We start from the raw sequence: 22,966 nt of genomic DNA on the forward strand, positions 1-22,966 counted from the left end.
CCCGGAACGCACTGACGAAAGCCGGAGTGGATGGGCAAGCTCCGTCTCAAGGGCCTGAAGGTCTTCGAGAAGATGCGCTTGCCGACAGCCTCGACGTCGACTGCCCGGCGGACGCGCTCGGGGTCTGTCGGCGCGCCATCGAGCCCCTCAGGGCTGTCACCGGCGGCGCCGACCACCAGCAGATCGCCCAGCTGCTGCTCAGCGCACGTGCCTGCCACCAACGGCTGGGCATCACCGCCGAGTTCGAGGCATACCGCACCGTGCAGCGTGCCGACCGGAAGCGTAAGCGCAACCTCATGAGGATCCCAGATCAGCACGGCCTGTGACACTACGGCAGCGGCGGTTTCGGCAACAACAGTCAGCACCGTTCCCGGCTCGGCTTGCTTGCTGGGCTCCTGGCCCGGTCGAGGCCGCTCCGGCTTCGGCGTGCGGGCTGAGAAGCTCCGGTCGGACGGCTGCCGGTCCGGGGCGTCCGCGGGTGTGGACTACGCTCGGCCGCCGTGTCGATGAACCGGATGAACCGCGAGGAGTTCTTCGCCAAGCTGGCTGGGCTGGATGAGGAGCGTCTGAGGAAGGCGTTGTGGAACCTGTACTGGCGGGGTGCCGCGCCGGTGCGGGAGCGGATCGAGGCGGAGATCGTCCCGGCTCCGCCTGGCCAGCGTGTGCGGCCTCGGGAGGAGGTCCCCGATCCGGTGCGGGTGCGCAACGAGGTGCGCGAGTTCGTCGCGTTGGCGCGGGCCGGCTCGTATCTCGCGGGGGACCGGGTCTCGCCCAAGGAGCGGACCCGTTGGCGGTTCACGTTCCGCCGCCTGGCCGACGGGGCGCAGGCGGCCCTGGCGGCGCAGGACTCCCGCCCGGCCGAGGAGGCGGTGGAGGCGCTGGTCGACCTGGCTTGTTATGTGAAGGGCTACGACTGCTTTCGTTCCGAGGATCCGATGGAGGTGGCGCGGTTCGTCGTCTCCGACGCCGTCGCCGCGCTGTGGGACAGGATGCTGACCCGGTACGGGGCGGCTGTGCTGGCCGAGCGCGCGATGCCGCAGCTGGCCCGCTGGGAGTCCCGTTTCGGCTGGACGCGGACCGGGTTCGGCGCGGTGAGCGAGCGTGAGACGTCGCTCGCCTCGGTACTCGCGCGCCTGCTGCCCGACCCTGACGCCTGGGTGGCCTGCGCTGACGAGTACCTGCAGGCCCTCGACGGGCTCGCACAGACGCAGTCGGTCCGGGCGAAGCGGGTCTACGGCTATGACTCCTCAGCCTACGAACGCAAGGGCCGCGCCGGGGATCTGGCCGAGTGGCACGGGATGCTGCTGGAGCGGCTCGCGGACTACGACGCGGCGGACCGTCTCGCCCGGCTGGCTGCGCACCCCGCCTTCGCCGGTGCCGAGTCGCTGCTGTTCCAGGCCAGGCTGGCCTGGCGGGACGGCGAGACGGACCGGGCCCGTGCCCTGGTCGGCGAGGCTCTGAGTGAGCTTCCTGGGCATCAGGAGCTGCTGAAGTTCGCGGCCGAGATCGGGGCAGCGCTGCCGGCTCGAGTACAGGGGGCGGCAGGGCGGTTCTCCCGCTGAACGGACTCCGAGTCCACAGGCATGTGTTGCTGGAGCGAGTTCAGGGCGGTCACGATGATCGGGGCGACGGTGGTCCTGTGGTCAGCTCAGGGGGCGGCCTCGCCTCCCCCGCGGGCGGGTGGCGCCCCGCAGCTCCCGTGCCTGGTTGCGGATCGAGGCGTCGCCGACGCCGCTGACGGACACCACAGCGACCGGCGGACAGCACTCGTGCAGGGCATACTGGTGCCCGATCTGGTGGCCGCTCGGTGGCCGGACGCCTTTGGACGGGGCAGCATGAGGTAGCAGGGGGCAACCTGCCGCGAGTAACTCTGATCAGGCACGACATCACTCGGCGGCATCACGCAGTATCCGGCGACATGATCGCTCGTGGTCTCGTAATGCGTAGGTCTCGGGTTCGAATCCCGCAGGCGGCTCATCTGAAAACCCCAGGTCGAATCGGTTCCGACCTGGGGTTTCGTCATTCAGCGCACGCGACGACGACGCTGGGTGCGGGCCGCACGGGTGTCGGTGGTCTTGCTGGGTCTCAGTGGGCCCTCATGGGGCCCCCGGCGGTGCGGGTACGAAGAACTCGCCCATACGTCGCCTGCGTCCTTCGACACGTGGGATCTTCCCTTCGCGTACCGCCGCGTCCGACTGATGGTGTGTGCCGAAGAATCTCCATGATGGTGGGCATGTCCACGCCCAGCTCGTCGAGGATCGTGCAGTCGGGTCTGCTGATCAGTGTGGGCAGCAATGAGCAAGAGCTACACGCCGAGGCCCATGACAAACGTGCCCCTCAGCGGCTCCAGCCGTCCCCGGGCGTGCAGGAGACGGTGGTCTGTCCGTTCGGACGCCGATGGTGGGGCGGCCCCAGCGGGGTGAGGGCTACTGGGATAGAGCTGGCCGAGCATGCACCCGCATACGCCTTCAGCTCTCGAGAGCCGGGTCGTTTACCTCCGGCCTGGCCCCTTTTGTTTCCTTCATCGGCTGGTGGCTCAGGCACTGCCGATCTGGCGCCCGCCGCCGGTGTCGCCCCCGAAGGCCGCAGTGGCCCGTCAACGAGGTACGGGCCCGCGTAAGCCCTTCTCAGGACGCACGCGGGCCCGTTCTCACCCGGTGTCCGGGGTGCGGGATCGATCTCTCGCCGGTACCGGTCAGCTCAGCCGGTAGCCGCCGTAGCCGAATCCGACCTTGATGCGGGAGGCCAGCGGGTGCGAGACGTCGCCGGTGCCTTCGTACAGCCACAGGTTGTTGCTGCTGTCGCGGGCGATCAGGTCGGAGTGGCCGTTGCCGGTCATGTCCCCGTTCATCACGTACGCGTTGTAGTGGAAGCCCCAGCCGATCTTCACGCGGGGCGCCAGCGGGGTCGACACGTTGCCGGTGCCCTTGTACAGCCACAGGTTCCCGGAAGAGTCCTGGGCCAGCAGGTCGAGCTTGCCGTCACCGGTGAAGTCGCCCTTGCCGAAGACGTTGCTGCCGTACGTGCCCCAGCCGGAGCCGATCTTGACGCGCGAGCTGAAATTGCCGTGGCCGGTGCCCGGGTAGCGCCAGAAGTTGCCGCTGGAGTCGATGGCCAGCAGGTCCTGCAGGCCGTCACCGGTGAGGTCGCCGGGCACGAGCAGGACCTTCATGCTGTTCCAGCCGGCCCCGAGCTTGGTGACGTCGGTGTTGCCGGTGGACAGGTTGAGGTGCTGCCAGTACAGGGTGCCGTCGGTGGTGCGCACCAGCAGGTCGGCGTAGCCGTCGCGGTCGAGGTCGGCCTGGCGCACCAGGTTGACCCCGCTCCAGTCGCCGAGCGAGATCCGCGGCGCGAAGGACTTGCCGCGCGAGTCGTACTCGTAGCCCTGGCCGTTGGAGGCGATCGCGAACATGTCCGCGCGGCCGTCACCGCTCAGGTCGGTGTCGTCGATGCGCGGTTCGGTCGCCCCGACGTACGTGCTCAGCTTGGTGAAGACGCTGTACGAGCCCTTGGCCACGCAGTCCTGCACGCCCCACGACACGACGCCGACGACGCGTCCGTTCACGACCAGCGGGCCGCCGGAGTCGCCGTTGCAGGTGGCGACGGTGTCGGTGTCGGTGCCGCTGGCCGGATTGCCGACGCACGTCATGGCACCCGCGACGAAGTCACTGCCGTAGAAACTCGAGCAGGTCGAGTCGCCGTTCACCGGCACGGTGGCCTTGCGCAGGGTCTGCGAGATGTCCTGGCTGGTGGAGCTGGTGCGCCCCCAGCCGTAGATCTGCGCCTGGGTGCCCGCCTTGTACGACGCGGTGTCGTCGGAGGTGGTGATGGGCAGCGGCTTGGCGCTGATCGGGTCGGGAAGCGTCAGCACGGCGACGTCGTTGACGACGGTGCCGCTCGAGGTGATCTGGAACGAAGGATCGTTCCACTGCCGCCAGACGCCCGACACCGTTCCACCGTGGAAGTCGGTGGTGTTGGTCGACGAGTCGGTGGTCGGCAACTGGTCGGTGCCGTAGATGATGGCGCCGTTGTTCTGCCAGTCGTAGCCCGAGACGCAGTGCGCGGCGGTGAGGATCTTCGTGGGAGACACGACGGTGCCACCGCAGAAGAAGCCGACGTCGTCACTGGTGTCGCTGGTGCCCTTGTCGTCGTAGTACCACAGCTGCACCATCCACGGGGCCGTGGAGATGCTGGTGGTCGTGCCGCCGATGATCTGCGGGCTGGCGGTGCCGGAAGCCGACGGCTGCGGTTCCGGGCTGGTGGTGGTGCCGGACGCCGTGCCCGCGCTCGCGGCGGGGCGCAGGCTGGCGGGGGTATTGGCGGCCGGCGCGGTGAGCGCGTCGTGCACGCGGGCCTTGAGCTGCGACTTGCCGACGCTGTCGTGGCTCTGGACGCCGATGTCCGTCGGCAGGGGCGCCGCGTTGGCAGGCGCCATGAGGAACGCACCCGCGCCGCCGAGGAACAGCGTGGCGGCAGCGGCGCGTACGGCTATCCGGCCCCGGCGGCGGTGATTCCCGCCTCTGTGGGCAGAGGACACTCAGGTCTCCTGATGAGTGAAGATGCTGGAGAAATGCTTGAAGACAAGCGGCTGATACTACTTTCGACTCGCTGATCTTCACCAGTCTCACAGGCCACAGATGCTTAAAGTTTTCGCCTGCGTCACCGGATGCCTCCGCTGTGAGTGAGCGGATCGCGAACGCTCGTGCGGCGAAGTGGAGTTGCCACTGGTAGCGCGTCGCCGTGTCCGGGGTGCGGGCGCACGGGTGCACCAGAGGGCGGGGACCACGGGCGGGGCTTGGCCGCAACTCCCCTTCACCAGCGGGACGTTCGCCGCCCCGCCTCAGCGTCGGCCCGACGCCATCCGCTGCCGTACGGCCTCGTAGGTGAACAGCGCCGCCGACACCCCGACGTTGAGCGAGTCCACCTGGCCGAACATCGGGATCTTGGCCTTCGTGTGGCTGCCCCCCAGCCACCGGTCCGACAGGCCGTACTTCTCGCTGCCGACGAGGATCGCCGTGGGCCCGGTCATGTCGACGTCCGCCATGAGGACGTCGGTGTCGGGGGTCGTGGCGACGACGTTCACCTCGTGGTCGGCCAGCCAGCGCATGACCTGTTCGGAGTCGGCCGAGGCGATCGGGACGGCGAACACCGTGCCCTTGCTGGCCCGGATCACGTTGGGGTTGCCCCAGTCGGTCACCGGGTTGGCGGAGATGACCGCGGTCACTCCGGCCGCGTCCGCGGTGCGCAGCATCGAGCCCAGGTTGCCGGGCTTCTCGACGCTTTCGCAGATCAGGAAGAGGGACCGGTCGTCGACCTGGATGCGGGAGAGGTCGGTCTCGATGTCCGGGACGACGGCGAGCCAGCCGTCCGGGCCCTCGCGGTACGCCGCCTTGTCGAACGCCTGCCTGCTGAGGCTGTACAGGGCGGCGCCGCGCTCGGCCGCACGGGCCACCACGTTCCGCGGGTCGGACCCGCCGGTCAGCGCGGGACAGAAGTACAGCTCACGGGGGCGTACACCGGCCCGCAGCGCGAGGTCCAGTTCCTCGTACCCCTCCACGAGGGTCACTCCGGCGGCCTGCCTGCTGCGCCGACGGCGGAGGGCGGCGAGTTCCTTGACGTGGGGGTTGCTCGGGCTGGAGATCTCCTTGGGCGACCCGGCCCGGGGGTTGGACGGCATGGGCGGTGGGAGTCACGGTCCGCGGCGGGCTCCGATCCTCCGTCCCCTTTCTCGTGTTTCTCGTGTTCTCGCTCGTGCTGCTGTGGTGCGCTGCGCTGCCGCACGGTTGCGGCCAGCGTACATGCGGGCCCGGGGGGAGGGGCGCCGCGTGCCCGCGCGCCCCATCCCGCCCCGTACGCCCCGGAAAGTCGTCCGGTGCGGGGAGAACCGACGGACACCGGGCGTCCTCTTGGTGAACGGCTAGCATCGCGTGGTCAGTCGTCGGTGGGGATGGGTGGGTGTCGTGTCGCAGGCGCAGCCGCAGGAGGAGCAGGGGCCCAGGATCGCCGTCGCCGTCGTGACCATGGGCAACCGGCCCGCCGGGGTCGACGCGCTCCTCAGGTCCGTCGCCAAGCAGGACCTCGCCCCCTCCCGCATCGTGATCATCGGCAACGGCTGCCCGCTGCCCGAGTTCGCCGAGCGCCTGGACCTCCCCGGCGAGGTCACCTGCATCGAGACCGAAGAGAACCTCGGCTGCCCCGGCGGCCGCAACGTGGCCCTCGCCCGGCTGCGGGAGTTCGGGGACGTCGAGGTCGTGGTGGAACTCGACGACGACGGGCTGCTCTTGGACGCCGACGTGCTGCGCCGCGTTCGGGACCTGTACGCCGCCGACCCCCGGCTCGGCATCGTCGGTTTCCGCATCGCCGACGAGCACGGTGAGACCCAGCAGCGGCACGTGCCCCGGGTGGGGGCCGCCGACCCGATGCGCGGCGGGGAGGTGACCGGCTTCCTCGGCGGCGGGCACGCGCTGTCCATGGCCATGCTCGCCGAGACCGGCGACTGGCCCGCGGAGTTCTTCTTCGCGCACGAGGAGACCGACCTGGCCTGGCGGGCCGCCGACGCCGGGTGGACCATCCTGTACGCGCCCGAACTGCTGCTGCAGCACCCGAAGACCTCACCCGCCCGGCACGCCGTCTACTACCGCGTCACGGCCCGCAACCGCGTCTGGCTCGTACGGCGGCGGCTGCCGCTTCCCCTCATCCCGGTCCACCTCGGGGTGTGGATCGCCGTCACCCTCCTGCGCACCCGGTCGGTCGGCGGGCTGAAGGCCTGGTTCGGCGGGTTCATCGAGGGGCTGCGGACCTCCGGCGGCGCACGGCGGCCCATGCGCTGGCGCACGGTGTGGCGGCTCACCAGGCTCGGCCGGCCGCCGGTCATCTGAGGGTTCCGGGACGATCCGGGACCCCCGGATGACCCGTGAGGCCCGGTTGCGGGACGCCTGAGGAGTAGCCCGCGCGGTGGTGGGCAGGCGCACCCCATGGAGGCGGCCTCCGCGCTCGCGGAGACGACGAAGGACCCGGTCGTTCACCTCCACCGACCGGGTCCTCGCGATCCCGGATCCGGCCACGGCGGCGACACTCCCCCGAGCTACGCGTGAACGCGCGCGCCGTCGGGCCAGATCCGATGAAAGGATCACATCAGGCCACGCCAACAGATCGCTAACATGGGGCCAACGGCTGGCGAGGAAGCCGGGAGCCGGCCCGTTCCACGAGGAGTTGTGGGCCGGTCCGACGGAAACGCGCCGTCCGTCGACGCGATCCGACGGCGGGACGCGGCGGTCGGGCCGCGCGAGCAGGCGTTGCGCGGCGGTCGTGCCGCACGGTGAGGCGAGGCGCGGCGAGCGTGCCATCGGGTCCCCCCTGCTCGCGCGAGGCCGAGAGCCAGGGGGAAGAAGGGCGACGGGGCGGCGATGCGGGACGGGCTGCGGTTCGGACTGCTGGGTCCGCCCGTCGTGTACGGCGCCGACGGCGAGGTGCGCACGATCGGCGGTGGCAAGGTCCGCGCACTGCTGGTCGCACTGCTGCTGGAGCCCGGCCGGGTCGTCTCGGTCGAGGCCCTGAAGGACGCGCTGTGGGGCGGCGCGCCGCCGGCCTCCGCACAGGCGTCCCTGCAGAACCACGTCACCCGGCTGCGTCGCCTGCTCGGCGACGACGGCCCGGAGCGGCTGCGCGCCGTGCCGCCCGGCTATCTGCTGCGCGTCGACGAGGGCGAGCTGGACGTGCGCGTCTTCGAGGAGCACCTGATCGCGGCCCGCGCCGCGCACGCCGCCCGGGACTGGGAGGGCGCGCTGCGCGAGGCGTCCGACGCGCTCGCGCTGTGGCGTGGCACGCCGCTCAGCGGGCTGCCTCACGAGACCGGAGCGCATGCGCTGGTGCAGCGGCTCCAGGAGGCGCGGCTGCTCGTCCTGGAGTGGCGGTACGACGCGGAACTCCAGCTCGGCGGGGCACGGTTCGGGAGCTTCGTGCCGGAGCTGGCCGCGCTGGTCGCCGAGCATCCGCTGCGGGAAGGGTTCCACCGGCTGCTGATGCTGGCCCTGCACCGCACCGGCCGCCCGGCGGAGGCCCTGGCCGTCCACCGCGACCTGCGGGCCCGTCTCATCGAGGAACTCGGCGTCGAGCCCGGCGCCGCGGTGCGCGAGGCACATCTGGAGATCCTCCGGGAGGGGCAGGCCGCGAGCGGCAACGGGACGGGAGCGGACGGTCCGCAGGCGGAGGACGCGTACGCCGACCACCACCCGGCCACCGACCACCACCCGGCCACCGACCGTACGAAAGCGCCCAGGCCCGCCCAACTCCCGTCTGCACCGGCGCACTTCACCGGCCGCGAAGCCGTCCGCGAGGATCTGCTGCGGTTCCTCGCCGCCGAACGCGACGCACCCGGCATCGCCGTGGTCAGCGGTATGGCCGGGGTCGGCAAGAGCGCGCTGGCCCTGCATGTGGCGCATGGACTGCGGGAACGTTTCCCCGACGGTCAGCTCTACGTCAATCTGCACGGCGCCACCCCCGGTATGGCCCCGCTCACCCCCGAGCAGGCGCTCGCCGCGCTGCTGCGCGACCTCGGCGCCGAGTCGCACCGCATCCCGGAACACGCCGACGCCGCCGCCTCGTTGCTCCGCTCGCTGCTCGCCCCGACCCGCACCCTGATGGTGCTGGACGACGCGGCGCACGCCGCCCAGGTGCGTCCGCTGCTGCCCGGCGGCCCGGGCTGCGCGGTGATCGTGACCAGCCGCTCCCCGCTCACCGCGCTCGACGGCGCGCACCGGGTCCCGCTCGCGCCGCTCAGCGACGAGGACAGCGCTGCCCTGTTGCGCGCGGTCTCCGGACGGGACGGGCTGCACGCCGGGCACCCGCTCGTCGAACTCGCCGGGCGGCTCCCGCTCGCCCTGCGCATCGTGGCGGCGCGGCTCGCCGCCCGCGGCGCGCTCACCCCTGACATGCTGGCCGGTCAACTCGCCGCCACCGAGGGGCGGCTGCACCATCTGGAGTACGACGACCTGAGCGTGCGCCGGTCGCTCGCCGTGGCACACGAAGCGCTGCGCGCCTCCGACCGCGAGGCCGACCGGGACGCGGCACGCGCCCTCGCCCGGATCGGCGCCCTCGACCTGCCCGGCTACGGCGCGTCCCTCCTCGCCCACCTCCTCGGCGCGGACGAACGCCGCGCCGAGGCCGCCCTCGACCGCCTGGTCGACGTCGCCCTGCTGGAGGAGACCGCCTACGGCCGGTACGCGCCACACGACCTCGTCCGGGACTTCGCGCATGAGACCGTGGCGAGCGAACAGGGCGTCGAGCCGGAGCGCTCCGGCGCCGAGGTCGCCCTGCGCTGGTACGCCGCGATGGCCACGCGCGCCCTCGATGCGCTGGTCGAGCCGGGCACCGAGCGCACGGACCGGCTCCGGGCGACCCCCTCACAGCCCCGGACGCACACCACGGACGTGGCGTCCGTGCCCGCCTTCGGCTCCGCCGAGGCCGCCGCCGACTGGATCGTCCTCGAACTGGAGAACATGGTCGCGCTCGTGGAGCGTCACGCGGACACCTCCGCCCATGTGCCCCTGCTCGTCCGCATGATCGCCTCCCCGCTGCAGCGCCGCGGCCGCGTCGCCGAGTCGGAGGCGCTCGTGCGGGCCGCCCTGCGCGGGGCGCGGGGCCTCGCGGACGCGCCGGCGGAGGCGTACGCGCTGCTGGACATGGCCGGGGTGCAGTTCCTGAAGGGCCGGGGCAATGACGCGCTCGCCCTGCTGGACGAGGCGCTGGAGATCTGGCGGCGGCTCGGCGATCTCTCCTGCCTGTGCCGTGGCCTGAACAACCGGGGGCTGCTGCTGGGCGTCCTCGGGAGGTACGAGGAGTCCGGTGAGGCGCTCAGGCAGTGCCTGGAGTACACGCGTGTGCTCAACGACCCGATGCAGGAGGCCATCACCTACAGCAACCTCGGCAACCTGTACGAGCACACGGACCCGCGGGGCGCCATCGGCCACCACCGCCGCAGCCTGGAGATCGGCGAGCGGATCGGCCATGTGATCGTCCGTCACTCCGCGCACTGCAACATGGGCTTCGCCCATCTCGCGCTCGGCGAACCGGACGCCGCGGTACCCCACTTCGAGGAGAGCCTGCGCATCCTCGGCGGGCACGGCCACTGGCAGGGCGAGTCCCAGACCCGGCTGGGCCTGGTGCGGGCGCTGCGGGAACGGGGGGACGCCGGGCGGGCCGCGCACGAGTGCGATGTGCTGCTGTGCCTCGCCGCCCGGCGCGGCGACCGCTACCCCGAAGGGCTGGCCCGCCACCAGCGGGGCCTGCTGCGCCGGGCCGAGGGTGACGCCGAGGAGGCCCGCCGGCAGTGGGAGGCGGCCCTTTCGGCCCTGGAGGGCACGGACAGTCCGGTGGCGGCGGAGCTGAGGGAACTGCTGGCGCGGGGGTGAGACCGGACGGGCGCCGCCACGCGGCGCCGCGGTTCGCGCCGCCCTCACTTGGCGTCCGCGTAGCACTCCACCACCGCCGTCGTGAACGGGATCCGTACCGGTGTCTCGCCGAACGCCAGCCGCATTGCCAGGTCCGACGCCTCCTGGATGGCCGCGGCCACCGTCTCCGCCTCCTTCGCCGGGCAGTGCACGATCACCTCGTCGTGCTGGAAGAAGACCAGTTCGGCGGCGAGGCCCGCGCAGGCGCGGCGGAGCGCGGCGAGCATCAGCAGCGCCCAGTCGGCGGCGCTGCCCTGCACCACGAAGTTGCGTGCGAAGCGGCCCCGGGCGCGGTGGGGGTACCTCCCTGCTCGAGCGGAGTCGAGAGCTTGGGGGATGGTGGAGGCGTACCCCGGCATCCACTGCTGGGGTTCGTCGGTAGGGGCCGGTGCCGTGTCCTCCTGCGGAATGCCCGCTTCCTCCGCAGCGTCGTCGGACGCCCCGGCCGCCGGCGGCGACGTACGCCCCAGCCAGGTGCGTACCAGCCGGCCCTCCTCGCCGGCGCGGGCCGCGTCGTCGACGTAGGCGACGGCCTTCGGGAAGCGGCGGCGCAGCGCGGCGAGGTTCTTCAGGCCGTCACCGGACGTCTGTCCGTAGATCGCGCCGAGCACGGCGAGCTTGGCCTGGGCGCGGTCGCCGGAGAACGCCCGGTCCGACACCGACTGGTAGAGGTCGGCGTCGCGGCCGGCGACCTCCATGAACGCCGGGTCGCGGGAGATCGCGGCCAGGACGCGCGGCTCCATCTGGGCGGCGTCGGCCACGACCAGCCGCCAGCCGGGGTCGGCGACCACGGCGCGCCGGATGACCTTGGGGATCTGCAGGGCGCCGCCGCCGTTGGTGACCCAGCGGCCGGTGACCGTGCCGCCCGGCAGGTACTCGGGGCGGAAGCGGCCGTCGCGCACCCAGTCCTGGAGCCAGGACCAGCCGTGGGCGACCCAGATGCGGTACAGCCGCTTGTACTCGAGGAGCGGCTTCACCGCGGGGTGGTCGACGGACTGGATCTCCCAGCGGCGGGTGGAGCGCACCTTGATCCCGGCCTGGGCGAACGCCTTGACGACGTCCGCGGGCAGGTCGGGACGGACACGGCGGCCGAAGGCGGCGGACACCTCCTCGGCCAGTTCGGCGAGGCGCCGGGGCTCGCCCCCGCCCGCGTACCGCTCGCCGAGCAGTTCGTGCAGCACCTCGCGGTGGACGTCCGCGCGCCACGGCAGGCCCGCGTGGTGCATCTCGGCGGCCACCAGCATGGCGGCCGACTCGGCCGCGGTGAGCAGCCGCATGCGGTCCGGGTGCGTGGTGGTGTCGTGCCGCCGCTGCTGGTCGGCGTAGACCTCGACGAGGGCCTTCAGGGGGACGTGGGCGGGGCTCGGCTCGAACAGGGAGGACTGCGAGCCCGGCTCGGCGGAGCGCGGAGGCGGATCGGGCGGTACGGGGCCGCCGCGCAGCCGGGCCAGCGCGGCGGCGGCCGACCGGGGGTCGCCGAGGCGTCCCTCGTGGCCGAGGAGGAGGGCCTCGGCGGCCTCGACGTCGTAGCACCGGTCGACTCGCACCCCCGTGGCGAGCAGACGTGGCTGGACGTCGGCGGTGGACCGCCACACCCACCGGGTGACCCCGGGCCGCGTGCGCACGGCCCCGGCGAGGTCCTCCTCCCTGACCACGGGCCCGGCGAGCAGCCCGTCCGGGCCGAGGGCGGCGACCTCCACGCCACCGTCCCCGGCCGGAGCGAGAGCCCAGCGCCCGGTCATGATGCGAGTCTGGCAGGGGGGTCTGACAACGGGGGCTGACCTGCGGAAAGGCGCTCTCAGTCCTTCTTCTCACGGGCCTTGAGGGCGTCGGTGATCTCGGTCAGCTCCTTCCTGACGTTCTCCTCGGCCGTCGCCTTGTCGATGCCGAGACCGCTGAGCGGACCCTCGCCGTTCTCCAGCTCGAGGAGCGCGAGGAGGATGTGCTCGGTGCCGATGTGGTTGTGGCCGAGACGAAGGGCCTCGCGGAACGTCAGCTCCAGGGCCTTCTTGGCGGCCGGCGCGTACGGGACGAGTTCCGGGACGTCCTCGGCGGGGGCCGGCAGCGCCGCGGCGGCCGCCTCGCGCACCGCGTCCAGGGAGACGCCCTGCGCGGTGATCGCCTTGGCGGCGAGCGCCTCCGGCTCGCTGAGGAGCCCCAGCACCAGGTGGGCGGCGACGGTTTCGGCGTTGCCGGCTTCCTTCGCCGCGTTGTGCGCGGCCATGACCACGTTCCGCGCGCGCGGTGTGTAGCGGCTGAAGCCCTGGCTGGGGTCGAGGTCCGCGGACTCCTTGGGCACGAAGCGCTTCTGGGCCGCCTGCCGGGTGACGCCCATGCTCTTGCCGATCTCGGTCCAGGAGGCGCCCGAACGCCGGGCCTGGTCCACGAAGTGGCCGATCAGGTGGTCGGCCACGTCGCCGAGGTGCTCCCCGGCGATCACGGCGTCCTGGAGCTGCTCGAGGGCGTCGCTGTGGACCTTCTTGATGGCATCGATGAGGTCGTCGAGCCGCAGGTTCGCTGAGATGTAGGGATTCACCGTCATGTGTCAACCGTAAGTTGACACGCTTAGGGCGTCAACCGGAAGTTGACAATTGGCAAGCGCCTGCGCATGTCACGATCGACCGTGTGAGTACGACGACCACCGTGGACCGCGCCCTGCGGGCAGCCCTCTACGACGACACCGACGCCACCCTCGACACCGGTGCCTCGCTGCTCGCCGCCGACCCCGCGGCCGACGGGGAACTCGCGCGACGCGGGCAGGAGTTCGTCGCGGCGGCCTGGCGGCGCGGCTGGCAGCCCGCCGACGTCGTCCGCCTCGTGCGCCGCGAACTGGACGAGGCGCACGTACGGCTCGTGGCGCAGCTGATCCTCGGCGAGGCGGGACAGCGGCCCGGCCCCACGCCGCGCTGGGCCGCCCAGTTGAAGGAACTCGGCGAACCCGACGGCGAGCCTCAGCGTGGCCCCGACCGTTTCTCCCACGCCACCGCGGTCCTGGAGCTGTACCGCCTGCTGCTCCGCCTGCCCGCCCTCGAACCACTCGACGAGCCCCGGCCCTCCGCCGCCCCGCGGCAGCCGGAGTCCCGCATGCTCACCCGCATCCGCGCCCTGCTCGCCAAGGCGGAGGCGACCGGATACCCGGAGGAGGCCGAGGCGCTCAGCGCCAAGGCGCAGGAGCTCATGGCGCGCCACAGCATCGACGAGGCGCTGCTCGCGGCCCGTACGCACACCGGGGACGTGCCCGGCGCCTGCCGCATAGGCGTCGATCCGCCGTACGAGACGGCCAAGGCGGTGCTCCTGGACGCCGTGGCCGCCGCGAACCGCTGCCGGGCCGTGTGGCACGACGCGCTCGGCTTCTCCACGGTCGTCGGGTTCGAACCCGACCTGGAAGCCGTCGAACTCCTCTACACCTCGCTGCTGGTGCAGGCCACCACCGCCATGACGAAGGCGGAGGCGGCACAGCGCAAGGGCGGCCGGAGGCGCACGAAGACGTTCCGGCAGTCGTTCCTGGCCGCGTACGCGCACCGCATCGGCGACCGGCTCCGCGCCGCCGCAGAGGGGGCCGAGGGACAGGTGACCGGCGGCGAGGGCGAGTTGCTGCCGGTGCTCGCCGCCCGGGACGTCGCCGTCGCGGACCGCCTGGAAGAGATGTTCCCCGACACGGTCACCACCCGGCTGCGCGGCGTCAGCGACGCGGCCGGATGGGAGCAGGGGTCCGCGGCCGCCGACCGTGCCCAGGTCACGGGGCGGCCCCGGCTCCCCTGAACGGTCGCGTCAGTCGCCCGCGACCTGAATCGGGCTCACCGAGGCGTCCGGGGTGTTCCCGCCCTTCAGCGCGACGTCGCCGTACGACCACGGGTAGCTGTGCGCGTCACCGGCGCCCGGGACGGTGATCTTCACGTTCTTCGCCGCGGCGCTGTCGGTGCCGCCGGCCTTCCCGCGCACGTACGTGATCGTGAAGGTCGCGGTGTCGCCCTTCTGCAGTGTCACCTTCTCCGGGTGCGCGCCCTCCTGGTCGGGCACCTTCCAGCCGGTGTCGCCGCCGGTCAGCTCGATGGCCGGGAAGCCGTCGAAGGCGCACGGGCGGCTGCCGTCGTTGGTGAGGGTGACCGGGACGTTGCCGGTGTCGCCGGCGGTGGTGGCGGCGTTGGCGGGACCGACCTTGATGCCGAGGGTGCACTCGGCGGTGTTCTTGCTCTTGCCGCTGTCGCCGCTCTTGTCGGCGCTGCCGCTGTTGCTGCTGCTGTCACAGGCGGTCAGCGCCAGGGCCGCCATGAGGGCGGTGACGGCGAGACGGACGGGAAGGGCGCGCATCGGGCTCCTCTGGTTCGTGATGGTGCTCATGGATCATCACGCAGGCGTGCGGGCTCCCGTTGCGCGCCCTCCGCTTACCGTGGCCGCCGTCGGGCGCGCTTGTCGCCATTCGTCCCGTATACCTCGCTCATGCCTCCCGTACGCCGGCGGAATGAGCCGGCTGCCGGCGCTGAGGGAGGCCGCGCGTGCGGGGCCGAGGGTCGAGCGCAAGCGGGTCGAACCGCCGGCGGGGTGCGCGTCACGACCCCAGGCTCGCCGTCGGGAACCCGCTCGGGAGCTTGCCACCCTCCGCCTTGGTGTACGTCTCCGTGCCGACGCCGCCCTCCCACGTCACCTTCATGGTGCTGGAGGTGACCGAGTCGACCATGCCGGTGCTGCGGCTCTTGCTGCCGCCGGTGCACTTGAGGTGGATCACCTGCAAGCCCGCCTCCTCGCCCGCCGTCCCGCTGCACACGGTCCCGCCCATGGCGAAGAGCCCGGCCTGCCTGCCGTTGATCACCAGCGCCACGGCCTTGCCTCCGGTCGTGGCCAGCCAGCTCCCCTCCAGCTTCCCGGCCTTCCCCGCCGGGGAGGCGGAGCTCCCGCCGTTGTCCGCGGAAGCCGAGGACGAGGAGGCGCTGGGCGCGGCCGACGCGCCGCCGCCCGAGGCGCCGGAGTCGCTGCTGCAGCCGGTCAGCATGAGCGCGGCCGCACAGCCCGCGGCCGCGAGCGTGACGCGGGCCTGCCGACGCGTGACTTGGGTCGCCGTGGTCACTGAAGTCTCCCAGGGGTGCCGATGACGTCATGGGGACGGCCGCTGGCAAGCTACCAGGACATCGACGTCCCCCATAGGTAGGGGATCTCCTACGTTTGACGGGTAGGAGATTCCCTACCTATCGTGCGGCCATGACCATCACGCACGCTTCCTTCGTCACCCTCCCCGTCACCGATCAGGACCGCGCTCTGCGCTTCTACACCGACGTCCTCGGGTTCCAGGTCACCGCGGACCTGGACGTGCCCCAGGGGCGCTGGCTCCAGGTCGCCCCCGAGGGTGCCGAGACCGTCTTCACGCTGTCCGGGCCGGGAATGGGTGATTTCGAGCCCGGCAGCGCCCGGGGGATCATGTTGGTCACGACCGATGTCGACGCCGACTGCGCCCGCCTGGCCGAGGCGGGGGTCTCCGTGCAGGGCCCGGACGACCTCCCCTGGGGCCGGATGGCGTCCTTCCGGGACCCGGACGGCAACGGTCTGATGCTGCTGACGGAGGCTCACGGATAGGAAGACCGCCATGACCACGACCGGGGCCGGGGCGGGCACCGCCGCCGAGGACCGCGTCTTCACCGCGCTCGCCAACGCCACGCGCCGCGAGGTGCTGCGCCTGCTGCGGGAGAAGGGGCCGCAGCCCGTCCAGGCCCTGGCCGACCACTTCGCCATGCGCCGCCCGAGTCTGTCGGAGCATCTGAAGGTGCTGCGCGAGGCCGGTCTCGTCTCCGAGCAGCGCTCCGGCCGGCAGCGCATCTACCGCCTTCAGGCCGCGCCGCTCGCCGAGGTGCAGGACTGGCTCCATCCGTACGAGCGGTTCTGGCGCGAGGCGCTGAAGGATCTCGGCGATCTGCTCGACCGCATGCCCGACGATGACCAGCCATGAGCACCGCAGACGACGACGATCTCACCACCGTCCGTGTCGAGCAGTTCCTGCCGCACCCGCCCGCCAAGGTCTGGCGCGCGCTCACCGAGCCCGCCCTGCTCGCCCAGTGGCAGATGCCCGGCAGCGAGAACTTCCGGCTCGAGGTCGGCCACCGCTACGCGATGACCTCGGTGCCGCGGCCCAATGCGCGCTTCTCCGGCACCGTCGAGGTGCGGGTTCTCGACTACGAGCCCGAACGGATGCTGCGCGTCCGCTGGGCCGACGTCGACCCCGCCAACCCCGCGGACTGGACCATCACGTGGACATTGGAACAGGAAGGCCGTGGAACGCGTCTCTTCCTAGTGCACGAAGGGTTCGACCCGGACGACCCGGCACAGATGATGGCGCGGAAGATCATGCACGGGGGCTGGAGCTCGCATGTGATGCGAGCTCTGGGGCAGGCGCTCGACCGACTGTAGCCAGACCGCAGTCGGGCGCGGTCAAGGAACTGTAAAAGCTGTAACCGCAGGACCACCCCGCGTGCACGTGCATCTGCTCCTGCATCTGCACGTGAACGGGGTTATGATCCGGGGAAGTTGACCGCTACATCAATGGCCATACCAGCCACTGCACCACCCGGGGAGCGACCTGTGGACCACGACGTGTGCGACGTGGACGACGTGTACAACGGCATGGCTGCGACGAAGCTGGAGGGAGTGGCCTGGCAGAAGAGCCGGCACAGCAACTCCCAGGGGTCATGCGTGGAGTTCGCCCGGTTGCCCGGGGGAGAGGTGGCGGTGCGCAACTCGCGCTTCCCCGACGGGCCCGCGCTGGTCTACACCCGCGCGGAGATCCAGGCGATGCTGCTGGGCATCAAGGACGGCGAGTTCGACCATCTGATCGCGTGACGCGCCGCACCGGCGTGCGCCCCGGGTGGATCACGGGAGCGGTCGGCGTCCACCGTCGCAACAGGGCCGGTGCAGTGGTGCGTCGAAGCGCGCGCGTACGCAACAAGTGGACGCCTGCGGCGACGTGCGGCGCCGCAGGCGTGTAACACGCGTAGAACTCGGGCAGTCGAACGTGCCGCGGGACATCACTCAGGACACGCCTGTGCCGGTGACAGCCGGAACAGCGCCCAGACCACCTTGCCGCTCAGCGTGCCCGCCAGCGGGTGCCAGCCCCAGCTGTCGGCGAACGATTCGACGAGGAACAGCCCGCGGCCCGACTCGGCCGAGAAGTCCTCCGAGTCGCCCGCGACCGGACTGTCATGGCTGGGGTCGCGCACGGCGCACACCAGACGTGTGGTCCAGCGCATCAGGTGCAGTCGTACCGGCGGGTCCTGCTCTCCCGGGCACGCGGCGGAGGCCGGCAGGGCATGGCGCAGGGCGTTGGTCACGAGTTCGGAGACCACCAGGCAGACGTCGTCGAAACCCTCGCCCACATCCCACTGCCCCAGCGTGGCCCGGGTGAACCGCCGTGCCTCGCGCACCGCTTCGAGGCGGGCGGGCAGGGCGCAGGAGGCGGCGCTGGACACGGCCGCGGGATCGAGCGGCGGAAGTCCCTGCCGTAAGGGCTCGAGCATGGTCGATCCATTCGTCCCCATGCGAGGCACTCCCGGGTGTTCGCGGTCGTGGCGATGCAGCGGTGGCGCGGAACCATGGTTTCGGATGAGCCAAGCAGATGCAAGGGCAGATGCACGTGCACGCGCCGGAATTGGCCGCTCCCGTACCGCTTTCCCCTTATTTCTTCAGCCACTTTCTTCCCTCTTGCTCGGCCGTCCCTCCTCTCCCCCTGCGCCTCATCTTTGTCTCCTTTCCATTTCTGTAACCACACGAGTACAGCTCGGAGTGTTTTAGTGGCAGACTGCGCGATCTGAAGGACGTTGGGGAGGCTGACGAAGTGAGCGCTGGGGACTCGAGCGGTTCGGTGGTGCGGCGCATTCTGCTGGGATCCCACCTCAGGCGCCTGCGGGAGGCGCGCGGCATCACCAGGGAGCAGGCCGGCTACTCGATCCGCGCCTCCGAGTCGAAGATCAGCCGCATGGAGTTGGGACGGGTGAGCTTCAAGACGCGGGATGTCGAGGACCTGTTGACGTTGTACGGGATCACCGACGAGGCCGAACGCACGTCCTTGCTCTCCCTCGCGAAGGAGGCCAACGTCGCGGGGTGGTGGCACAGTTACTCGGACGTCCTGCCCAACTGGTTCCCGACGTACGTCGGCCTCGAGGGAGCGGCGCATCTGATCCGGTCCTACGAGGTCCAGTTCGTGCACGGCCTGCTGCAGACCGAGGCGTACGCGCACGCGGTGGTCTCCCGGGGCATGAAGGGCGCGAGCGCCGAGGACATCGACCGCCGGGTGGCGCTGCGCCTGGAGCGGCAGAAGTACCTCGTGTCGGAGAACGCCCCGCAGTTCCACGTCGTCATCGACGAGGCGGCCCTGCGCCGCCCTTACGGCGACCGGCAGGTGATGCGCGGCCAGCTGCAGCATCTGATCGACATCTCCGAGCGCCCCAACGTACGGCTGCAGGTCATGCCGTTCAGCCTCGGCGGGCACTCCGGTGAGAGCGGCTCCTTCGCGATCCTCAGCTTCTCCGAGTCCGACCTGTCCGACGTGGTGTACCTGGAACAGCTCACCAGCGCGCTCTACCTGGACAAACGCGAGGACGTGACCCAGTACGAGGCCGCGATGAAGGAGCTGCAGCAGGACAGCCCCGGCCCGGACGAAAGCCGCGATCTGCTGCGGGGGCTGCTCCAGCTTTCCTGAGTCTTACCGGGAGTATCCCCAGGAGCGCTCCAACTCCCAGCTGCCGCAAGTACGATGACGCGCGATCAGGCCGTGACGTGAGCACGGGTGCGGAAACGGGTGTGTGCTTCGGCTGCAAAGGGATTGAGGGATCACATGTCGTCGACCTACTTCACCGATCTGGCTCGGCAGTACATCGGCGGTGAGTGGCGCCCGGGCACCGGCTCCTGGGACATCATCGACTTCAACCCGTACGACGGCGAGAAGCTGGCGTCGATCACGATAGCCACGGTCGAGGAGGTCGACGAGGCCTACCGGGCCGCCGCGGCCGCGCAGAAGGAGTGGGCCGCCACCAACCCCTACGTCCGCCGCGCGGTGTTCGAGAAGGCGCTCGGGCTCCTCCAGGACCGCGAGGCCGAGATCGCCGAGGCGATCATCGCCGAGCTGGGCGGCACCCGGCTGAAGGCCGCCTTCGAGCTGCACCTCGCCAAGGAGTTCCTGCGCGAGTCGATCCAGCTGGTGCTGCGCCCCGAGGGCAAGATCCTCCCCTCGCCCGTCGACAGCAAGGAGAACCGCCTCTACCGCGGGCCCGTCGGCGTCGTCGGCGTGATCAGCCCGTTCAACTTCCCGTTCCTGCTGGCGATCAAGTCGGTCGCCCCGGCGCTCGCGCTCGGCAACGGCGTCGTCCTCAAGCCGCACCAGGACACTCCGGTCGTCGGCGGCTCCCTGGTCGCCAGGATCTTCGAGGACGCGGGGCTCCCGGGCGGACTGCTCAACGTGGTGATCACCGACATAGCGGAGATAGGCGACGCGTTCCTCGAGCACCCGATTCCGAAGGTGATCTCCTTCACCGGCTCCGACAAGGTCGGCCGCCATGTCGCGACCGTCTGCGCCGCCCACTTCAAGCGCTCGGTCCTGGAACTCGGCGGCAACAGCGCGCTGGTGGTCCTGGACGACGCGGACGTCGACTACGCGGTCGACGCGGCCGTCTTCAGCCGGTACGTGCACCAGGGCCAGGTCTGCATGGCCGCCAACCGCGTCCTGGTGGACCGCTCGCTGCTGGCGGAGTTCACCGAGAAGTTCGTCGCCAAGGTGAAGTCGCTGAAGGCGGGCGACCCGCGCGACGCGGAGACCGTCATCGGCCCGGTCATCAACTCCTCGCAGGCGGACGCGATCACCGGTGTGGTGCGGCAGGCGATCGCCGAGGGCGCCACGGCGCTGGTGCACGGCGCGACCACCGACAACCTGGTCGAGCCGACCGTCCTCACGGACGTCCCCGCCGGCTCCCCCATCCTGCGGCAGGAGATCTTCGGCCCGGTCGCGCTCCTCATCCCCTTCGACGGCGAGGAGGAGGCCGTCCGCCTCGTCAACGACACCCCGTACGGCCTCAGCGGCGCCGTCCACACCTCCGACGTCGAGCGCGGTGTCGCCTTCGCCCAGCAGATCGACACGGGCATGTTCCACGTGAACGACGGCACGGTCCACGATGAGCCACTGGTCCCGTTCGGCGGCGAGAAGAACTCGGGCATCGGCCGCCTGAACGGCGAGACGACGCTGGACGCCTTCACCACGCTGAAGTGGATCTCGATCCAGCACGGGCGGAGCACGTTCCCCTTCTAGTCTCCGCGTAAGTGACGGGCCCTTGCGGACAGAAGCTGACCGCAAGGGCCCGTAGCGTCGTAGGTGTCAGGGAGAACCGGACCGACGAAAGGCGGCAGCCATGGTCACGCACGTACGAGCCGAGGCGCAGGGAGACGAGCGAGGGGCGCTGCTGTCGTTCCTGGAGGAGCAGCGCGGCGGGATCCGCCGGGCGGTGCTGGGGCTGACGGAGGAGCAGGCCAGGACCCGTCCGAGCGCCAGTGAGCTGTCCCTGGGCGGCCTGCTGAAGCATGTCGCCGAGGTCGAACAGACCTGGATCGCCCGGGCCAAGGGGGAGCCCCCCGCGGTCAAGCGGGACGAGTCGAACTGGCACGAGTGTTTCCAGCTCCTCGACGGCGAGACGGTCGCCTCGCAGCTCGCGTACTGGGAGGAGGTCGCGGCCGGGACCGAGGCGTTCATCCGCGCCGTGCCGAGCCTCGACGACACCTTCCCGCTGCCGAACGACCCCTGGTTCCCGCCGGACGAGCGGGTCTCGACGCGCTGGGTGATGCTCCACCTGATCCGCGAGACGGCCCGGCACGCGGGGCACGCGGACATCCTCCGGGAGTCCCTCGACGGGAAAACGGCGTTCGAACTGGTGGCCCTGGCACAGGCGGGATGAGCCGGGTCGGCGAGCGGCGGCTCAGTGGTGGAAGCTCGTGGCCGCCTCCTTGTCACGGGTGAGCGGGTACGGCTGGCGCCTGAGTTCGGGCAGCAGGCGGGTCAGGTCCTCGAGGAACAGGTCCGCCAGGTCCGTCGAGAAGCCGTTGCGGCACACGACGCGCAGGACGGACAGGTCCTGCCGGTTGGCGGGGAAGGTGTACGCGGGCACCAGCCAGCCGTACTCGCGCAGCCGCCGCGAGACGTCGAAGACGTCGTACGCCTCCACGTCCGGTGCCGTCGTGAAGGCGAACACCGGCAGTTCGTCGCCGCGGGTGAGGAGCCGGAAGTCGCCGAGCGACTCCACCCGCTCGGCGAGGCCCCGCGCCACGTTCCTCGTGGTCTGCTGGACCGCCCGGTACCCTTCCCGGCCGAGCCGCAGGAACGTGTAGTACTGCGCGGCCACCTGGGCGCCTGGCCGGGAGAAGTTCAGCGCGAAGGTCGGCATGTCGCCGCCCAGGTAGTTGACGCGGAAGACGAGTTCCTCGGGCAGGGCCTCGTCGTTGCGCCACAGCGCCCAGCCCACGCCCGGGTAGACCAGTCCGTACTTGTGCCCGGAGGTGTTGATCGACGCGACCCTCGGCAGCCGGAAGTCCCACACCAGGTCATCGTCGAGAAACGGCGCGATCATGGCCCCGGAGGCGCCGTCCACGTGCACGGGGATGTCCAGACCGGTGCGCTCCTGGAGGGCGTCCAGAGCCGCGCACAGCTCCGCGATCGGCTCGTAGGATCCGTCGAAGGTGGAGCCGAGGATGCCGACGACCCCGATCGTGTTTTCGTCGCACAGGTCGGCGGCGGCCTGCGGATCGATGTGGAAGCGGTCGCCCTCCATGGGCACCTGGCGCGCCTCGACCTCCCAGAAGTTGCAGAACTTCTCCCAGCAGACCTGCACGTTCACACCCATCACCAGGTTCGGACGGGCGTCCCTGGACGGGTAGCGGTCCGAGTTCCGCCGTGCCCAGCGCCGCTTCAGCGCCATCCCGGCGAGCATGCACGCCTCGCTGGACCCGGTCGTCGAACAGCCGACGGCCGCCTCCGGGTCCGGCGCGTTCCACAGGTGCGCGAGCATCGCCACGCAGCGGCGCTCGAGCTCGGCGGTGCGCGGGTACTCGTCCTTGTCGATCATGTTCTTGTCCCGGCACTCGTTCATCAGCACGCCGGCCTGGGGCTCCATCCAGGTGGTGACGAAGGTGGCGAGGTTCAGCCGCGAGTTGCCGTCCAGCATCAGTTCGTCGTGGACCAGCTGGTAGGCGGTCGTGGGCAGCATCGGGCCCGCGGGCAGCCGGTGCCTGGGCGGCGCCTCGGTCATCTCTACGACCGGATTGGCCTCCCCGTAGAAGGGGTTCATCGACCTCGGGCGCTCGTCGGGCTTCCCCGGGCCAGTGTGGAGCGGCATGGCGTTGCGTCTCCCATCGCGTAGGCGGAGCCGGTGACGCGTCGGTTTCCTTGTCGCCGGTCTCGATGGTTCAACGAATCATGGTTCCGTCCGGGTGCAGGCGTATCCCCTTGCACCTCACGCGACGTGAGGGACGAGGCTGAGGCACGTACCGAGAAAGGAGCG

At 71.1% G+C, this 22,966-nt stretch carries 20 protein-coding genes; 12 read left to right on the top strand and 8 right to left on the bottom strand.

The features are described 5' to 3' along the window. The first annotated feature begins 26 nt into the window (after positions 1-26). Both AB0N14_RS25405 and AB0N14_RS25410 read left to right on the top strand, forming a co-directional pair. Positions 27-326: a hypothetical protein gene (locus tag AB0N14_RS25405; RefSeq protein ID WP_366028001.1), complete on the top strand. Its 300-nt coding sequence runs from the start codon at positions 27-29 to the stop codon at positions 324-326. Between the two features lie 174 nt (positions 327-500). Continuing rightward, complete coding sequence (locus AB0N14_RS25410) at positions 501-1,562, top strand: hypothetical protein (protein WP_366028002.1); 1,062 nt, start codon at positions 501-503, stop codon at positions 1,560-1,562. A 1,133-nt stretch (positions 1,563-2,695) separates the two neighbouring features. Here AB0N14_RS25410 and AB0N14_RS25415 read toward each other — a convergent pair. After that, a complete protein-coding gene (locus tag AB0N14_RS25415) occupies positions 2,696-4,537 on the bottom strand; it encodes a trypsin-like serine protease (RefSeq protein WP_366028003.1) in 1,842 nt (613 codons plus the stop codon). A gap of 303 nt (positions 4,538-4,840) precedes the next feature. After that, on the bottom strand, positions 4,841-5,677 hold the full coding sequence (locus AB0N14_RS25420) for an RNA methyltransferase (protein WP_366028004.1): 837 nt from the start codon (positions 5,675-5,677) through the stop codon (positions 4,841-4,843). Between the two features lie 283 nt (positions 5,678-5,960). Between AB0N14_RS25420 and AB0N14_RS25425 the strand changes: the two genes are divergently transcribed. Both AB0N14_RS25425 and AB0N14_RS25430 read left to right on the top strand, forming a co-directional pair. Beyond that, positions 5,961-6,878 (top strand): glycosyltransferase, encoded by a 918-nt coding sequence (locus tag AB0N14_RS25425; protein ID WP_366028005.1) that lies wholly within the window; start codon positions 5,961-5,963, stop codon positions 6,876-6,878. Between the two features lie 528 nt (positions 6,879-7,406). Next, positions 7,407-10,409: a BTAD domain-containing putative transcriptional regulator gene (locus AB0N14_RS25430; protein WP_366028006.1), complete on the top strand. Its 3,003-nt coding sequence runs from the start codon at positions 7,407-7,409 to the stop codon at positions 10,407-10,409. Between the two features lie 44 nt (positions 10,410-10,453). Here the strand turns inward: AB0N14_RS25430 and AB0N14_RS25435 are convergent, their stop codons facing one another. Together AB0N14_RS25435 and AB0N14_RS25440 are read right to left on the bottom strand one after the other, a co-directional pair. After that, a complete protein-coding gene (locus tag AB0N14_RS25435) occupies positions 10,454-12,190 on the bottom strand; it encodes a bifunctional 3'-5' exonuclease/DNA polymerase (protein ID WP_366028007.1) in 1,737 nt (578 codons plus the stop codon). Positions 12,191-12,246: 56 nt separating this feature from the next. After that, positions 12,247-12,990, bottom strand: coding sequence for a Clp protease N-terminal domain-containing protein (locus tag AB0N14_RS25440; RefSeq protein ID WP_366028008.1), 744 nt, complete (start codon positions 12,988-12,990; stop codon positions 12,247-12,249). Between the two features lie 83 nt (positions 12,991-13,073). Here AB0N14_RS25440 and AB0N14_RS25445 point away from each other — a divergent pair, with 83 nt between their 5' ends. Beyond that, positions 13,074-14,210 (top strand): DUF2786 domain-containing protein, encoded by a 1,137-nt coding sequence (locus AB0N14_RS25445; protein ID WP_366028009.1) that lies wholly within the window; start codon positions 13,074-13,076, stop codon positions 14,208-14,210. A 9-nt stretch (positions 14,211-14,219) separates the two neighbouring features. On the opposite strand, the gene AB0N14_RS25450 is transcribed toward AB0N14_RS25445, so the two are convergent. Together AB0N14_RS25450 and AB0N14_RS25455 are read right to left on the bottom strand one after the other, a co-directional pair. Further along, on the bottom strand, positions 14,220-14,789 hold the full coding sequence (locus AB0N14_RS25450) for a DUF4232 domain-containing protein (RefSeq protein WP_366028010.1): 570 nt from the start codon (positions 14,787-14,789) through the stop codon (positions 14,220-14,222). A 208-nt stretch (positions 14,790-14,997) separates the two neighbouring features. Beyond that, positions 14,998-15,513, bottom strand: coding sequence for a hypothetical protein (locus AB0N14_RS25455; protein WP_366028011.1), 516 nt, complete (start codon positions 15,511-15,513; stop codon positions 14,998-15,000). A gap of 131 nt (positions 15,514-15,644) precedes the next feature. Here AB0N14_RS25455 and AB0N14_RS25460 point away from each other — a divergent pair, with 131 nt between their 5' ends. From AB0N14_RS25460 to AB0N14_RS25475, 4 genes are all read left to right on the top strand, one after another. Beyond that, on the top strand, positions 15,645-16,016 hold the full coding sequence (locus AB0N14_RS25460) for a VOC family protein (RefSeq protein WP_366028012.1): 372 nt from the start codon (positions 15,645-15,647) through the stop codon (positions 16,014-16,016). 10 nt (positions 16,017-16,026) lie between these two features. Continuing rightward, on the top strand, positions 16,027-16,386 hold the full coding sequence (locus AB0N14_RS25465; RefSeq protein ID WP_366028013.1) for a metalloregulator ArsR/SmtB family transcription factor: 360 nt from the start codon (positions 16,027-16,029) through the stop codon (positions 16,384-16,386). Continuing rightward, positions 16,383-16,844, top strand: coding sequence for an SRPBCC domain-containing protein (locus tag AB0N14_RS25470; protein ID WP_366028014.1), 462 nt, complete (start codon positions 16,383-16,385; stop codon positions 16,842-16,844). The genes AB0N14_RS25465 and AB0N14_RS25470 overlap by 4 nt, the downstream gene beginning before the upstream one ends. 171 nt (positions 16,845-17,015) lie before the next feature. Further along, positions 17,016-17,273: a DUF397 domain-containing protein gene (locus AB0N14_RS25475; protein WP_366028015.1), complete on the top strand. Its 258-nt coding sequence runs from the start codon at positions 17,016-17,018 to the stop codon at positions 17,271-17,273. Positions 17,274-17,458: 185 nt separating this feature from the next. On the opposite strand, the gene AB0N14_RS25480 is transcribed toward AB0N14_RS25475, so the two are convergent. Further along, a complete protein-coding gene (locus AB0N14_RS25480) occupies positions 17,459-17,968 on the bottom strand; it encodes an ATP-binding protein (RefSeq protein ID WP_366028016.1) in 510 nt (169 codons plus the stop codon). Between the two features lie 323 nt (positions 17,969-18,291). Between AB0N14_RS25480 and AB0N14_RS25485 the strand changes: the two genes are divergently transcribed. The 3 genes from AB0N14_RS25485 to AB0N14_RS25495 all read left to right on the top strand — a co-directional run bounded on the left by AB0N14_RS25485 (position 18,292) and on the right by AB0N14_RS25495 (position 21,367). Continuing rightward, on the top strand, positions 18,292-19,128 hold the full coding sequence (locus tag AB0N14_RS25485) for a helix-turn-helix transcriptional regulator (protein WP_366028079.1): 837 nt from the start codon (positions 18,292-18,294) through the stop codon (positions 19,126-19,128). Positions 19,129-19,263: 135 nt separating this feature from the next. Beyond that, positions 19,264-20,727, top strand: coding sequence for an aldehyde dehydrogenase family protein (locus tag AB0N14_RS25490; protein ID WP_366028017.1), 1,464 nt, complete (start codon positions 19,264-19,266; stop codon positions 20,725-20,727). Positions 20,728-20,827: 100 nt separating this feature from the next. After that, positions 20,828-21,367, top strand: coding sequence for a DinB family protein (locus AB0N14_RS25495; RefSeq protein WP_366028018.1), 540 nt, complete (start codon positions 20,828-20,830; stop codon positions 21,365-21,367). A 21-nt stretch (positions 21,368-21,388) separates the two neighbouring features. Here the strand turns inward: AB0N14_RS25495 and AB0N14_RS25500 are convergent, their stop codons facing one another. Beyond that, complete coding sequence (locus tag AB0N14_RS25500) at positions 21,389-22,801, bottom strand: glutamate decarboxylase (protein ID WP_366028019.1); 1,413 nt, start codon at positions 22,799-22,801, stop codon at positions 21,389-21,391. Positions 22,802-22,966 lie beyond the last annotated feature (165 nt).

It is taken from the genome of Streptomyces sp. NPDC051104, from assembly GCF_040682835.1.
Taxonomy (GTDB): Bacteria; Actinomycetota; Actinomycetes; order Streptomycetales; family Streptomycetaceae; genus Streptomyces; species Streptomyces cynarae.